Annotated in this window: 14 protein-coding genes and 1 pseudogene; 10 read left to right on the top strand and 5 right to left on the bottom strand. The window is 45.6% G+C overall.

Going from position 1 to position 11,886, the window contains the following annotated elements; translation table 11 throughout:
- Positions 1–214: transposase (locus L5M71_RS22740; protein ID WP_263209304.1), on the top strand; the 214-nt coding region annotated here is incomplete at its 5' end.
- Positions 215–287: 73 nt separating this feature from the next.
- Here L5M71_RS22740 and L5M71_RS22735 read toward each other — a convergent pair.
- From L5M71_RS22735 to L5M71_RS22725, 3 genes are all read right to left on the bottom strand, one after another.
- Positions 288–1,154: a sterol desaturase family protein gene (locus L5M71_RS22735; RefSeq protein ID WP_113939771.1), complete on the bottom strand. Its 867-nt coding sequence runs from the start codon at positions 1,152–1,154 to the stop codon at positions 288–290.
- A gap of 131 nt (positions 1,155–1,285) precedes the next feature.
- On the bottom strand, positions 1,286–2,317 hold the full coding sequence (locus tag L5M71_RS22730; protein ID WP_105250134.1) for a DUF2804 domain-containing protein: 1,032 nt from the start codon (positions 2,315–2,317) through the stop codon (positions 1,286–1,288).
- Between the two features lie 218 nt (positions 2,318–2,535).
- Positions 2,536–3,060: a porin family protein gene (locus L5M71_RS22725; RefSeq protein WP_409437975.1), complete on the bottom strand. Its 525-nt coding sequence runs from the start codon at positions 3,058–3,060 to the stop codon at positions 2,536–2,538.
- A 227-nt stretch (positions 3,061–3,287) separates the two neighbouring features.
- Here L5M71_RS22725 and L5M71_RS22720 point away from each other — a divergent pair, with 227 nt between their 5' ends.
- The 4 genes from L5M71_RS22720 to L5M71_RS22705 all read left to right on the top strand — a co-directional run bounded on the left by L5M71_RS22720 (position 3,288) and on the right by L5M71_RS22705 (position 6,561).
- Complete coding sequence (locus L5M71_RS22720) at positions 3,288–3,854, top strand: YajG family lipoprotein (RefSeq protein WP_105250136.1); 567 nt, start codon at positions 3,288–3,290, stop codon at positions 3,852–3,854.
- A 29-nt stretch (positions 3,855–3,883) separates the two neighbouring features.
- The gene (locus L5M71_RS22715) at positions 3,884–4,468 is read left to right on the top strand and encodes a peptidylprolyl isomerase (protein WP_028761870.1); all 585 of its coding nucleotides are present in this window, start codon (positions 3,884–3,886) and stop codon (positions 4,466–4,468) included.
- 73 nt (positions 4,469–4,541) lie between these two features.
- Positions 4,542–4,862, top strand: coding sequence for a hypothetical protein (locus L5M71_RS22710; RefSeq protein WP_028761869.1), 321 nt, complete (start codon positions 4,542–4,544; stop codon positions 4,860–4,862).
- A gap of 283 nt (positions 4,863–5,145) precedes the next feature.
- Positions 5,146–6,561 carry an AmpG family muropeptide MFS transporter gene (locus L5M71_RS22705; RefSeq protein ID WP_263209950.1) on the top strand — a complete coding sequence of 472 codons (1,416 nt, stop codon included), beginning with the start codon at positions 5,146–5,148 and terminating at the stop codon, positions 6,559–6,561.
- A 121-nt stretch (positions 6,562–6,682) separates the two neighbouring features.
- Here the strand turns inward: L5M71_RS22705 and L5M71_RS22700 are convergent, their stop codons facing one another.
- Positions 6,683–7,168, bottom strand: a complete 486-nt coding sequence (locus L5M71_RS22700) for a YajQ family cyclic di-GMP-binding protein (protein WP_006080274.1) — start codon at positions 7,166–7,168, stop codon at positions 6,683–6,685.
- 155 nt (positions 7,169–7,323) lie between these two features.
- Between L5M71_RS22700 and L5M71_RS22695 the strand changes: the two genes are divergently transcribed.
- The 4 genes from L5M71_RS22695 to L5M71_RS22680 all read left to right on the top strand — a co-directional run bounded on the left by L5M71_RS22695 (position 7,324) and on the right by L5M71_RS22680 (position 10,671).
- Positions 7,324–7,686, top strand: coding sequence for a VanZ family protein (locus tag L5M71_RS22695; RefSeq protein WP_006080272.1), 363 nt, complete (start codon positions 7,324–7,326; stop codon positions 7,684–7,686).
- A gap of 49 nt (positions 7,687–7,735) precedes the next feature.
- Positions 7,736–8,671: a ketopantoate reductase family protein gene (locus tag L5M71_RS22690; RefSeq protein ID WP_263209946.1), complete on the top strand. Its 936-nt coding sequence runs from the start codon at positions 7,736–7,738 to the stop codon at positions 8,669–8,671.
- 351 nt (positions 8,672–9,022) lie between these two features.
- Positions 9,023–9,361, top strand: coding sequence for a P-II family nitrogen regulator (locus L5M71_RS22685; protein WP_014615386.1), 339 nt, complete (start codon positions 9,023–9,025; stop codon positions 9,359–9,361).
- Positions 9,358–10,671, top strand: a complete 1,314-nt coding sequence (locus L5M71_RS22680) for an ammonium transporter (protein ID WP_263209943.1) — start codon at positions 9,358–9,360, stop codon at positions 10,669–10,671. Before L5M71_RS22685 ends, L5M71_RS22680 begins: the two co-directional genes overlap by 4 nt.
- A gap of 89 nt (positions 10,672–10,760) precedes the next feature.
- Here the strand turns inward: L5M71_RS22680 and L5M71_RS22675 are convergent.
- A pseudogene (locus L5M71_RS22675) lies at positions 10,761–11,642 on the bottom strand (EAL domain-containing protein); the annotation flags it as partial.
- 87 nt (positions 11,643–11,729) lie between these two features.
- Here L5M71_RS22675 and L5M71_RS22670 point away from each other — a divergent pair.
- Positions 11,730–11,886, top strand: a 157-nt coding sequence (locus tag L5M71_RS22670) for a transposase (RefSeq protein ID WP_259573881.1), incomplete at its 3' end; no start/stop codon positions are given.

The following is an 11,886-nucleotide window of genomic DNA, read 5'->3' as shown; positions in this document are numbered from 1 at the left end:
CGGGAAATCTGTTATTCCAAGGCGCCGCTATAGGAATACACCTCAAGAAAGAGTCGATTGGTGCTTATATCGGTATCGACATTTAGTGGAGAATGCTTTTGGAAGAATTAAGCACTATCGAGCAATATCAACAAGATATGACAAGCTAGCAAGAAATTACGCCAGTATGGTGTCACTGGCGTTTATGTTAATGTGGCTGCCGATGTATTGCTGAACAACATTTGTACAGCAAAGATCAACAGACCCTAGCCATTTGCGCTATTTAACTTGGAAAATGCAGTGGATTGTTATTCCTCGCTTTTTAAACTGCTGGAAGGCGGAGCAAACAAGATACGTAGTCGTTGTTTAACACTCAAACCTGTCGCTGTGACCTCTGCAAACATGTCTCGCCATTCACTAAAAGTCACTTTAAAGGGATTAAAACTATTCACTGGCTTAGTGATGCCGTAAATCACAGTCTCCACTTCGGGCTCAAAGGTACCAAACAGCTTGTCCCAAATAATCAGCACGCCAGCATAGTTTTTATCTATATATTGGGGATTACGACCGTGGTGCACCCTGTGGTGAGACGGCGTGTTGAAAACCCATTCCAGCGGTCCGAGTGATTTAATCGCTTGGGTATGCACAAAAAATTGCAATCCCAGATTGAGTAATACCACAAACACCACCCAGTTTGGATCGAAACCTATGACCACCAGCGGTAACCAAAATACCCACATGCCTGCAAAGGGATACATTAAACTCTGACGAAACGCAGTGCTAAAATTCATATTCTCAGAGCTATGGTGCACCACGTGAGCCGCCCACATCCAGCGGACTCTATGGCTCGCCCTGTGGAACCAGTAATAACAAAAGTCCTGCGCAACCATCAAGGCAATAAAGCTCAATGGGCCCATTTCAATATCGAATAACTTCCAACCAAACATCGCCAAATATAGCTTAGCGATCAGCAAACCAGTGAGCAGATCGGCACCTTGGTGCATGGCCGCGAGGCTGAAATTACACAGCACTTCTTGGCCGCGATAACGTGCACTTAACGGTAGCTTTTGTCTTTTATCGCCAAAGTACCATTCCAGCAAAATACACACGAAAAACAAAGGTGCAAGCACCAGCAGTAACAATTCTGGGTGCTGGATCAGCGAGGCGATATCCATATAAGATCATCCTGTTCTATTTTTATTTTATGATTATTTTTATTGTTACTTTTATAAAAACTCTAACTGCATTCTATAAACCGCATTCAACGCCACAACGCAGGCAGCTGCGATCCGTTAGTAGCCGTTAGCTACCAGCGAGCATAGTGATCTTCGGCGAGTCCCAGAACATTATTTAACTGGTAACTATGCCCTTGATTATCGGTAATCGTGCCACTGAAATGACCGATGAATTGGCGGAAATTACTCTTAAGCAAGAGCAAATTACGCTTTTCACTGCGACAATTGCGCGCCGCAAACTGCAAATCCACTTGGCCATTTTGACTGTAGACTCGCCAAACCTCGGCGCCGAGCGTGGCATGGCGATCAAACTCAAATTGCACTGGCCCGAGTAAATGACGCTCACCATTAATCCAAAAGACATTTTCAGTAGCCCCAGTTTCATTGACACCCGCCGCTAAATTAAGCCCCATAATGCCCTCATGGATCCGCGCGTTAATTGACGCCCAGCGCCAACTGGTATCACGGCGCATGTAACCCGCTGAAAAGTCATAGCCTGCTAAAGCTTGATTCAGCGGCTGCGGCTCATGACCCACAGTCAAACTACCTTTAACGGTCAAACCATTATGCTTTTGTGTGTAAGTCCAGCCGTTGTATCCAGTAGGACTACACATAGCCATAGGCAAACTTAAGGGGGCTGAGTGTAAAGTCACATCGGCTTGAATATTTTTAGTATCAATCACTAACCGCCAACCGCCCTCTACAATCTCAAAGCTTAACTGCGCCCCTTTACGGCCAATACTACTTCGGCCCTCGGCGGGCGATGGCGTCATCTGATAGCCAAACCTCAAAGGTTTTAACCAATCAAGCTGGGTGAGTGTGTTGGTTTTTATGTCGTATAAATAACAAAAAGCACTGCCGACGTAGGCAATATCGGCAAGCGCGATGCCTAGGACATAACGCGGCGTGACCAAAGAGACAAACTGAAATTGTTTATAATCGAAATGCTTAGCCCACGCTGAAGCAGGTTTATCCATAGTATCGAAATAGGCAAAGTCCGCTAAACCTAAGGTTTTGACTATGCCATCGAAATGACCGAAATGGGGTAAGCCCTTCGGATTGATCAGGTTATCTGGGGCGATTTGCGTTGCTATCGTTAACATGACTAATAAGCCTTACAAAAAGGACGCGGGAGCATCTATGCTCTCTCATTCTAAACATCGAATTTTTACTCTAACCTGTCCCCCATTGCATTAAAAGAGTGCAAGGACAAAATGTTGTCATTTTGTTGCCAGCCAGTATTCGGTTTAATGTTTTAAATTCCTTTTTTGTAAAACGATTAAAGCGCCTAAAGGCGCTTTAATCGTTGGATAAGGAAAGATTAGAATCGGTAGCTAATACCAAAGTTGATCCCCTGTAATTCAAGCTCTTTCATCGGGATATATTGGTATTCCAAATTCAAACCGAATCCTGACTTAAATCGATATTGCCAGCCTGCAGCGCCATAAAAACCGACATCATCCGAGTCCATATCTTGTTTATCTATCTCATAGCTGACTTGAGTGTAAGCAGCGCCTAATTTGGCATACAGGCTGTTACCACGAGACAAAGCATACTCACCGTAAGCGGCGGTTCTAACACCTTGGTAACGTAAATCTTTTATCTCACTGATGACGCTAACAAGCGCACTCGCCACCCCACCTGAACCCGCTAAATAACCCGCCTCAAACCCAAAATGCTCGTTGAGCATATAGCGGTAATATAAGTCGCTGGTTAAGGTGTCACCCGCATCATATTTACCGTTCTTAGTTTCAAATTCTTGGGTACCGTAACCTAAACTACCACCCAGTATATGGGCAGAATCGCCCGCGAGCGCATTGGAGCTCATCAGGCCTGACGCCAGCATCAGGCCAACAAATAACGAAGTGAATGATATTTTTTCCATATTTAACCTGCCTTCCATGCCTTGTAACTATGCGAATAAATGATGTGAATGCACAGAAAACACGGATGTGAATAATGAGCACAAGATATTAGCAATAAAAGCTGTACCTCAACTGAATCACGGTGTTCTGTGGCATCAAAAGTGATTTCTGGTATGCTGTAGCCACTTTTACTTGTACGAGAGATCCCATGAAACGGCTATTACTGACCTTGACTTTCCCCCTGCTGTTCGCGGGCTGTGCCAGCCAAAATCCGACTCATATGGCTTTCAGCCCTCAAGTGCCCAATATCAGCCAACAAACGGCGCAACTTGTACCTATCGCTCTTGAAACGGTAGATACACGCACAGTCGATTATGTTGCTCGTTTTATTGAAGAAGGGACAAAAACACGTTTAGTTGGCCCGAGCGAACCGCCTAAACTGTTACTTGATGAAGTATTCCGCGCAGGTTTTGCTCAAGCGGGCTACCAAATCGACCCAAGCGCAACTAATTCAGTGCAAATTCAATTAGAAGAATTGCAAATGGATATCACTAAAAAGACCTTTGGCTATGAGGCAAAACACAGTGTGTTAATCGCAGTTCAAGCCAAAAACTCCACCCAAGAGCTGGTTAAACGCTATAAAGCCAAAGGCACTTTAAAAGGTCCTTTAACGCCCGATTTTGCAACTTTAGAACTGGATATGAACAAATTGCTCGGCCAACTTACCGGCGAGATTCTAAACGATCCTGAGCTTAATCAGTTTCTACAAAAATAACAGCGTCAGTTTATTATAAGGAAATCAATATGCTCCGTTGGATATCAGCCCTCTTGCTCATCTTTATGAGTCATCATAGCCTCGCACTCGACATTCAGGCCGATACCTTGTATCCCAGAGTCGAATTTGATACTAGCTTAGGCAAAATAGTGGTCGAGCTAGATAGAACTCGTGCACCAATCACTGTCGATAACTTTTTAACTCATGTCGTTAAAGGCGAATACGACAACACAATATTTCACCGCGTGATCAGTGACTTTGTGGTGCAAGGCGGCGGACTCACCCCCAAGTATGAAGAGCTGCCCGAGGGTAAGCCGATAGTCAACGAATCAGGAAATGGCCTAACAAATAGCATGGGCACTATCGCCATGGCACGTGAAAACGAGCCGCACTCAGCCACTCGTCAGTTCTACTTCAACGTAGCCGACAACACTAAGCTCGATCCCTCTAAACGTCGTTGGGGTTATGCCGTATTTGGTGAAGTGATTGAAGGTAAAACCGTCCTCGAAGCTATGGCTGTCGTTGAGACAGGAACTAACACTAAGCTCAATTGGCCCGATGTTCCTGTTACCCCTATCATATTGAAAAAAGCCAAGTTATTACCAAAACAGTAATCAAAATATAATTTCGAGCAAAAGCGCTAATTTTGCATCTATACTGTGATAGTAAACAGAAAGGAGGCAAACGATGACGGCAACTGAGTTCATCGATAATAAAGCGCCCCAACTCGCCTTCTATGGAAAAGCGTTTTTGAGTGAAGAACTCGACTTCCATGAAGTGCAACTTTACTTATGGGACACGTTAGAAGAATGGCAGCAACTGAATTCGACTGGCGAAGCGCAAACGGAAACTGAAAAAGTGTTTTGGCACTTGCTCCACAGCTTTAACAGGTGGCCTGACTGTGTGATCCGCGGTAATCAATATCTGCGTAAGCAAGTAAATGATTGCTGTGACTACCTGAGTTTAGGCGGCCGAGTGCCGCAGGGATGTATCGGGATAAGACCTTAAGTTCAGCATTCCTATCGATAAAAAATGGCCTGTAATAGGGCCTTTTTTATTTCGTAAACAAATTTCTCGTGTGTACATTATTACGATCTCCTTACTATCAAGATCTATGCTAGCGATAAAGATAAGCGGTAAACTTTTAGCTACAAAAAGTTAACCCCAGAGCCATATTCAACCATCTTATTGTGCTAAACGGGACTACAAAGTAAAAGGAATACCATTAGCCCTTGAACCCTATGGCACCTTACCCGTAAGCTAAGCGGATTAAACACTTAGACTCATGCCTATGTCTGCAACAGGTTTTATTCAACGTACACTCGATGCCCTCAGTGTCTATTATCACAAGCGGGTTTTGATCCTGTTATTACTGGGTTTTTCCGCCGGTCTACCATTGATGCTGGTATTTTCAACGCTATCCTTTTGGTTGCGTGAAGCCGGTGTTGATCGCACTTCAATCGGTTATTTCAGCTGGATAGCCTTGGCCTATGCGTTTAAATGGGCTTGGTCGCCTTTAGTCGATCGACTCTCGATACCACTGTTAACTCGCTTTCTAGGCCGACGCCGCAGCTGGATGTTGTTCGCTCAGCTGTTATTGGTGGGGGCTATCTTAGGTATGTCGTTCAGCGATCCGCTCAAGGATCTCGAACGCTTGGCACTGTTCGCGTTAATGGTCGCCTTTGCTTCCGCCACCCAAGATATTGTGATTGATGCCTTTCGAATTGAATCCGCCCCAGAAAAGATGCAAGCCGCATTAGCCGCCGCCTATCAAGTGGGTTACCGCAGCGCCATGATTATCGCCACCGCAGGTGCACTCACGATAGCGGCTTGGGTCGAACCCGGTAACACAGCATACAACTTAGTCGCCTGGCAAACCTCTTACCTGATTATGGCGGGATTAATGTCCGTGGGGATTTTGACCACACTTTTTAGCCGTGAGCCCGAAGTCGATACCCGCGCCGCCGATGCCACCGAATTAGCCTTAAAGCAACGCTTAAGCGCCACTTATCCAAGAATTATCGCTGCTGGCATGTCTTGGGTATACACGGCCAGTATTTTGCCTTTTATCGACTTTTTCAAACGCTATGGCCGCAGCGCTATCCTCATCCTATTGCTGATTTCTTGCTACCGGATCTCAGATATTGTGATGGGCATTATGGCGAACGTCTTTTATGTGGATATGGGCTTCACTAAAGAAGAAATTGCCTATTTGAGTAAGATCTATGGCCTGATCATGACCTTAGTCGGCGCAGCCTTCGGCGGTGTTTTGTTAGCGCGTTATGGCACGATGAAGATCCTTTTCCTTGGCGCTTTGTTGGTTGCGGTAACCAATCTGTTATTCGCGTGGCAGGCGGTGATTGGCTACAACGTCCCCTTTTTAACCTTTGCCATTTCCGTAGACAACTTTAGCGCAGGAATCGCCACGGCGGCTTTTATCGCCTATCTATCGAGTCTCACCAGCAGCGGCTACAGTGCAACGCAATATGCCTTACTGTCTTCGATTATGTTGCTGTTCCCTAAGTTTATCGCGGGCTTCTCGGGGGCTTATGTCGACGCATTTGGCTATGTGAACTTCTTTGTCGCCGCCAGTGTGATTGGTTTTCCTGTGTTGTTTTTGGTTATCTTAGTCAACAAGTATGCGCCGCACCCCAGCACATCATTAATGGATGATTCGTCAAAAAGTGCACCAGCAAAATCGGATTAAGGTCTCATAGCACTTATGTCATCAATATAAAAAAGCCCTCACACCTTAGTGTGAGGGCTTTTACATTTAAAGACGAAATGGCAAACGCGATACTGCATCACGTTAAATCAATTTTGCTCGATTAATCTTTAAAGTTATCAAATTGGAAAGGCTGGCCTAACTCAGACTCACGTGCCAACGCCATGACAGCTTGTAAATCATCACGTTTTTTACCTGTAACTCGTACTTTCTCGCCTTGAATAGACGCTTGCACTTTAAGTTTGCTGTCTTTAATTAGCTTGACCAGTTTTTTAGCGATTAAGGTTTCTATACCTTCTTTAAACTTCACTTTTAGGGAGAAGGTTTTACCACTGTGGATGGCTTTCTCATCGACTTCCATCGAAGACGGATCCACATTACGTTTGCTCAGTTGCATACGTAAAATGTCCACTAATTGTTGGCATTGGAAGTCATCTTCAGCGGTTAACGTGACCACATGGTCCTTATATTCCACGTCAGCCGTTTTACCGCGAAAATCGAAACGTGTCGCCAGCTCACGCTTAGTATTATCAACCGCATTACGCAGTTCAACTTCATTCACTTCTGACACAATATCCATTGAAGGCATAGTTTTTATGTCCCATATCAAATTAATATGCAACTAGTTTACCCACACACAGGCCTAAGTTGAAGGTAAAGCCTAGAATAAAAGCGTAATCATGGATGACTTTAGTGGTGGATTTTCCTATCATTGCCCCACTCTAAGCTAATGCAAACATATTTGTGATAACTAAAAACACCCTATTTAAGCTGGCTTTAGCCGTAGCCTTTGTCGTGATCAGTTATCTGGTATTTTCCAGACCAACCTATTCGCAAAGTATTCCGAATATCGACAAGGTAGGCCATCTTGGGAGCTTTTTTTGCCTCTCCTATCTCTCCTACCTCGCTTTCAAACCTAAGTGGTATTGGCTATCGCTCACATTGGCGAGCTATGCCATTTTAATTGAGCTAGTGCAATCGCGTTTGCCTTACCGTAGCGCCTCTGTGGCGGATGTCATTGCCGACTTTGCGGGCATAGCGCTGTTCTACTTTTGTAATTGGGCCTATGGCAAATACTTCCGTGCGGCGCAGTTGCGGGAAGATTAATACAAACGCTATAAATGGGCACTGATACAGAAACCTTAAGGCTGCGAATATGACTCATGCTGTGGATATTGCCATTTTAGGTGCAGGTGCCATTGGGCAACTGATCTGTCGCCAATTGACAGTTGCGGGCATGAATGTCGGTTTTATCGGCCGTAATGCCCTCGAATCTGGCCAGCAAGTACTGAGTTTCACCCCATTAGCGTCTGCCGAGGACCATCAACAGATACAAGCTATCCCGTATTCGGTGCCTATCTTAACTGCCGATGCGCTCGACAATATCCGTCTGGTGATTGTCTGCGTTAAAGCCTATCAAGTGCTCGATGCGCTCTCCCCCTTACTCAAGCAACTACCTAGCCAATGTCATATTTTGTTATTACACAATGGCATGGGACCTCATTTAGCGCTGGCACCGCTGATTAATGCGCAAGCCAATGGCGGAGGGCTAAGCCTAGGGACAACGTCTCAAGGGGTGTTACGCCAAGCCCCTTGGCTGATTAAGCAAACCGGACAAGGGCTGACTCAGCTGGGGCATTTCACAGGCGCTGAACTGACGGAGCATTATCGCAACGCTTTGCTGGCTGCCATCCCGAGCAGTGAATGGGTCGATGCGATTGTGCCTTGCCTGTGGCAAAAACTCGCAGTCAATGCCGCCATCAATCCACTCACGGCGCTATATCAATGCCCCAATGGCAAACTAGCTGAGCCAGATTTTAGTGAAATGATTAAGGGTATTCTCGATGAGTTGGTCATGGTTGCCGCACATGATGGCGTGTCGCTTGATCAATCATTTTTGCACGACAGGGTCTACCAAGTGATCCGCCTCACTGCGGGGAACTTCTCGTCGATGCACCAAGATATTGCGCATCAAAGGCGAACCGAGATAGACCAAATTAACGGCTATATCTGTGAGCGTGCACAAGCGCACGGTTTAAGTGCGCCAGTCAATGCCGAGCTCTGGACGCGAGTCAAACAGCTAGCAGTTTAACCGAGCACAACTAGCCTAGTTCAATTAAAGTTAACCTAATGTTTAATCAAGATAATCTGCAAATCACGATTTAATTTCCCACATTCATGCAGCGCATTAAAACGCTGACTCCCTTCGCTTTATATCCACTCGACACTATCTGCACTGATACTTGCCAGCAGAACTTATCTTGCACCAATAAAACGCACCAAATCAGGGCGACTTGATTCTGTTTTGCACCGTTTTGCATCAATCCTTGATGCTATTTCGGTGCGACTGAATGTTAACGCAATGATAATAAATGCTTTGTTTATATGGCCTGATTCCTGCTTTATTCCAATAAATTGAGTCTGAAGTTTGTTGGAGAGAAAATTGAAACTGGTCACCGCAATCATTAAACCGTTCAAATTAGACGATGTACGTGAAGCCTTAACTCAGCTCAACGTCCATGGCATGACAGTCACTGAAGTGCGCGGCTTTGGCCGCCAAAAGGGCCATACAGAATTGTATCGTGGCGCCGAATACGCAGTGGACTTTTTGCCTAAGATGAAGCTCGAAGTCGCCATTCATGCTGATCAAGAAGAAGCCGTTATCGAAGCCATTATTGCCGCTGCCCATACGGGTAAAGTGGGCGATGGCAAAATCTTTGTGACCGAACTCCAACAAGTCGTGCGCATTCGCACTTCGGAAGAAGGAGTGGATGCCCTATGATGCTAGCGAACTTCAGACTCAGTTTTAAATATCTATTGATATTATTCAGTATGTTGGCGACCAATGCTGTCGCCGATGAGAGTCAGTTCAGCGCCGCAAATACCGCGTGGATCTTAAGCTCATCCGCGCTGGTATTATTGATGACCTTACCCGGATTAGCCTTATTTTACGGTGGTTTAGTACGCAGTAAAAACGTGCTTTCAATATTGATGCAATGCTTCTCTATTGCCGCCCTAGTGTCAGTTTTATGGTTCGGGCTAGGTTATTCACTCGCATTCGACACAGGTAACAGTTTCATCGGTGGCTTAGACAAAGCACTACTGTCAGGTATTGGTCGCGATAGTCTTAGCGGGGATATTCCCGAGCCGCTGTTTATGCTATTTCAAATGACCTTTGCCATCATAACGCCAGCTTTAATCATCGGTGGTTTTGCCGAGCGAATGAAGTTTTCAGCTGTGCTTATCTTTTCAGGTGCTTGGTTATTAATGGTTTATGCGCCGATCACCCACTGGGTGTGGGGCGGTGGCTGGTTAGCACAGCTAGGACTGTATGATTTCGCGGGCGGAACCGTGGTGCATATCACCGCAGGGGTTGCTGCGCTCGTGGCCGCTAAAGTGCTAGGTCCACGCAAAGGATTTTTAAACTCGGCGATTATGCCGCATAACCTGACGATGACAGTCACAGGTGCGGGCATGCTGTGGGTGGGTTGGTTCGGTTTTAACGGCGGCAGTGCGCTCGGCGCTAACGGCACCGCAGCCATGGCGATTCTAGCCACTCATCTCGCCGCTTCTATGGGCGCGATGACATGGGCGGCAATTGAGTGGATTAAGTTTGGTAAACCCAGCGCCCTTGGCATAGTCACAGGCATGGTAGCGGGCTTAGGCACTATCACTCCCGCCTCTGGTTATGTTGGCCCAGCAGGCGCCTTAGTCATAGGTTTACTCGGTGGAATCGTGTGTTTTTACTCAACTGTTTATATCAAACAGAAACTTAAAATCGATGACTCCTTAGACGTTTTCCCCGTGCACGGTGTCGGTGGTATTCTCGGTACCCTTTTGGCAGGAGTCTTTAGCTCGACCCAATTAGGCGTCTTTAGCGGCTTCGGTTTTGCGGCAGTGAACGACACTATGATAGACCAACTTGGGGTACAGATTATCGGGGTTGCGGCGACATTTACTTATACTGCGGTGGTCACTTGGTTGCTGTTTGTGATCATCCGTAAGCTACTTGGCGGCCTTCGCGTCAGCACAGAGCAAGAAGTTAACGGCTTAGATTTATCGGAACACGAAGAAACGGGTTATAGCCTTTAATCAGAACCTCGAGCCAGAACCTTTAGTTAAGACAGTTGAATAGCCATAAGGGTACCAAGGCGCCCTGATGGCTGACTTACATCATGATGCTACTTTTTAAAATGCTCGACTAACCATAACTTTAAATCCGCCAACTTCATCGGCTTAGCAAAGAGATAACCTTGTAAAAAATGGACTTGGCGACTAGTCAAATAATCTGCCTGCTCCTGCGTTTCAACCCCTTCAGCCACCACCACATAATTCATCTTATGGGAGAGCTCAATAATGGTATCGAGTACGTGGGAAGTCACGGAGTCCTGCCCTATGGTATCGATGAAGCATTTATCGATTTTCAAGTAATCCAATGGCATGGTTTGTAACAAAGATAAGGTTGTTTGCCCAGTACCAAAGTCATCGATAGCCACTAAAATCCCCAACTGGCGTAAGCTTTCAATGCGCTGGCAAATATCCGGCGTTAATAATTGCCGTTCGGTGATTTCGATTAAAGGCTTAACGCCAATACGATCCAAAGAATCCCGCAGATGAATAAATTTCGACTCGATATCATCTTGGGTAAAATGCTCTGGCGCCACGTTGAACGCGACTCTAAAGCCCGATTCAACCTTCATATTAGCAAAATCTTTTAATGCCTTTTCGAAGATATAATTGGTCAATGGAACAATTAACTTGCTCTCTTCGGCGATAGGAATAAACAAATCAGGCCGTACTAAGCCCATTTGTGGGTGCTGCCAACGCACTAATGCCTCGACTCCTTTGGCCTTGCCGTCCTCAGCACAGATCACAGGTTGATAAACCAAAAAGAACTCTTCGTTCTCTATCCCGCTACGAATATCATCAGCAAGGGAGTGACGAGATAACCGTGAATAGAGCACAAACAAGATAGAACCCGTAATCAAAATAATGCTAAAGGGTAGTGAGATGGCAAAAAATATCCAAAAAAAATGCCTAAAAAAAGCAGGTGACATTTCTAGGGTCTGTTGATCTTTCGAGAGTAATTTTTAGACAGCATGGCAAGACGTTATAATTTGCTTCGCCAAAAGTAACCATAACCTCAAGCCATGCCAAGACTTATGCTAACCGATGCACGCTGGGAAAAGCTATTTCATTTAATGAAAAGCACAGGCCGTGTTTATGACAAACCTGAACATAGACAAACATTCGAAGGTATTCTTTACCGCCTTAGAACAGGTATCCCTTGGCGAGATTTACCTAAAG

The sequence above is a fragment of the Shewanella sp. SW1 genome (genome assembly GCF_025653545.1).
Lineage (GTDB): Bacteria > Pseudomonadota > Gammaproteobacteria > Enterobacterales > Shewanellaceae > Shewanella > Shewanella oncorhynchi.
The sequence above is the reverse complement of the archived record's forward strand: the minus strand, read 5'-3'. Positions and strand labels throughout refer to the sequence as shown.

Excerpts from the sequence above, each read along its gene's own strand:
- L5M71_RS22715 (WP_028761870.1), top strand. The coding sequence starts at position 3,884 with ATGCTCCGTTGGATATCAGCCCTCTTGCTCATCTTTATGAGTCATCAT.
- L5M71_RS22690 (WP_263209946.1), top strand. The coding sequence starts at position 7,736 with ATGACTCATGCTGTGGATATTGCCATTTTAGGTGCAGGTGCCATTGGG.
- L5M71_RS22735 (WP_113939771.1), bottom strand. The coding sequence starts at position 1,154 with ATGGATATCGCCTCGCTGATCCAGCACCCAGAATTGTTACTGCTGGTG.
- L5M71_RS22680 (WP_263209943.1), top strand. The coding sequence starts at position 9,358 with ATGATGCTAGCGAACTTCAGACTCAGTTTTAAATATCTATTGATATTA.
- L5M71_RS22700 (WP_006080274.1), bottom strand. The coding sequence starts at position 7,168 with ATGCCTTCAATGGATATTGTGTCAGAAGTGAATGAAGTTGAACTGCGT.
- L5M71_RS22730 (WP_105250134.1), bottom strand. The coding sequence starts at position 2,317 with ATGTTAACGATAGCAACGCAAATCGCCCCAGATAACCTGATCAATCCG.
- L5M71_RS22720 (WP_105250136.1), top strand. The coding sequence starts at position 3,288 with ATGAAACGGCTATTACTGACCTTGACTTTCCCCCTGCTGTTCGCGGGC.
- L5M71_RS22710 (WP_028761869.1), top strand. The coding sequence starts at position 4,542 with ATGACGGCAACTGAGTTCATCGATAATAAAGCGCCCCAACTCGCCTTC.
- L5M71_RS22725 (WP_409437975.1), bottom strand. The coding sequence starts at position 3,060 with ATGCTGGCGTCAGGCCTGATGAGCTCCAATGCGCTCGCGGGCGATTCT.
- L5M71_RS22705 (WP_263209950.1), top strand. The coding sequence starts at position 5,146 with ATGTCTGCAACAGGTTTTATTCAACGTACACTCGATGCCCTCAGTGTC.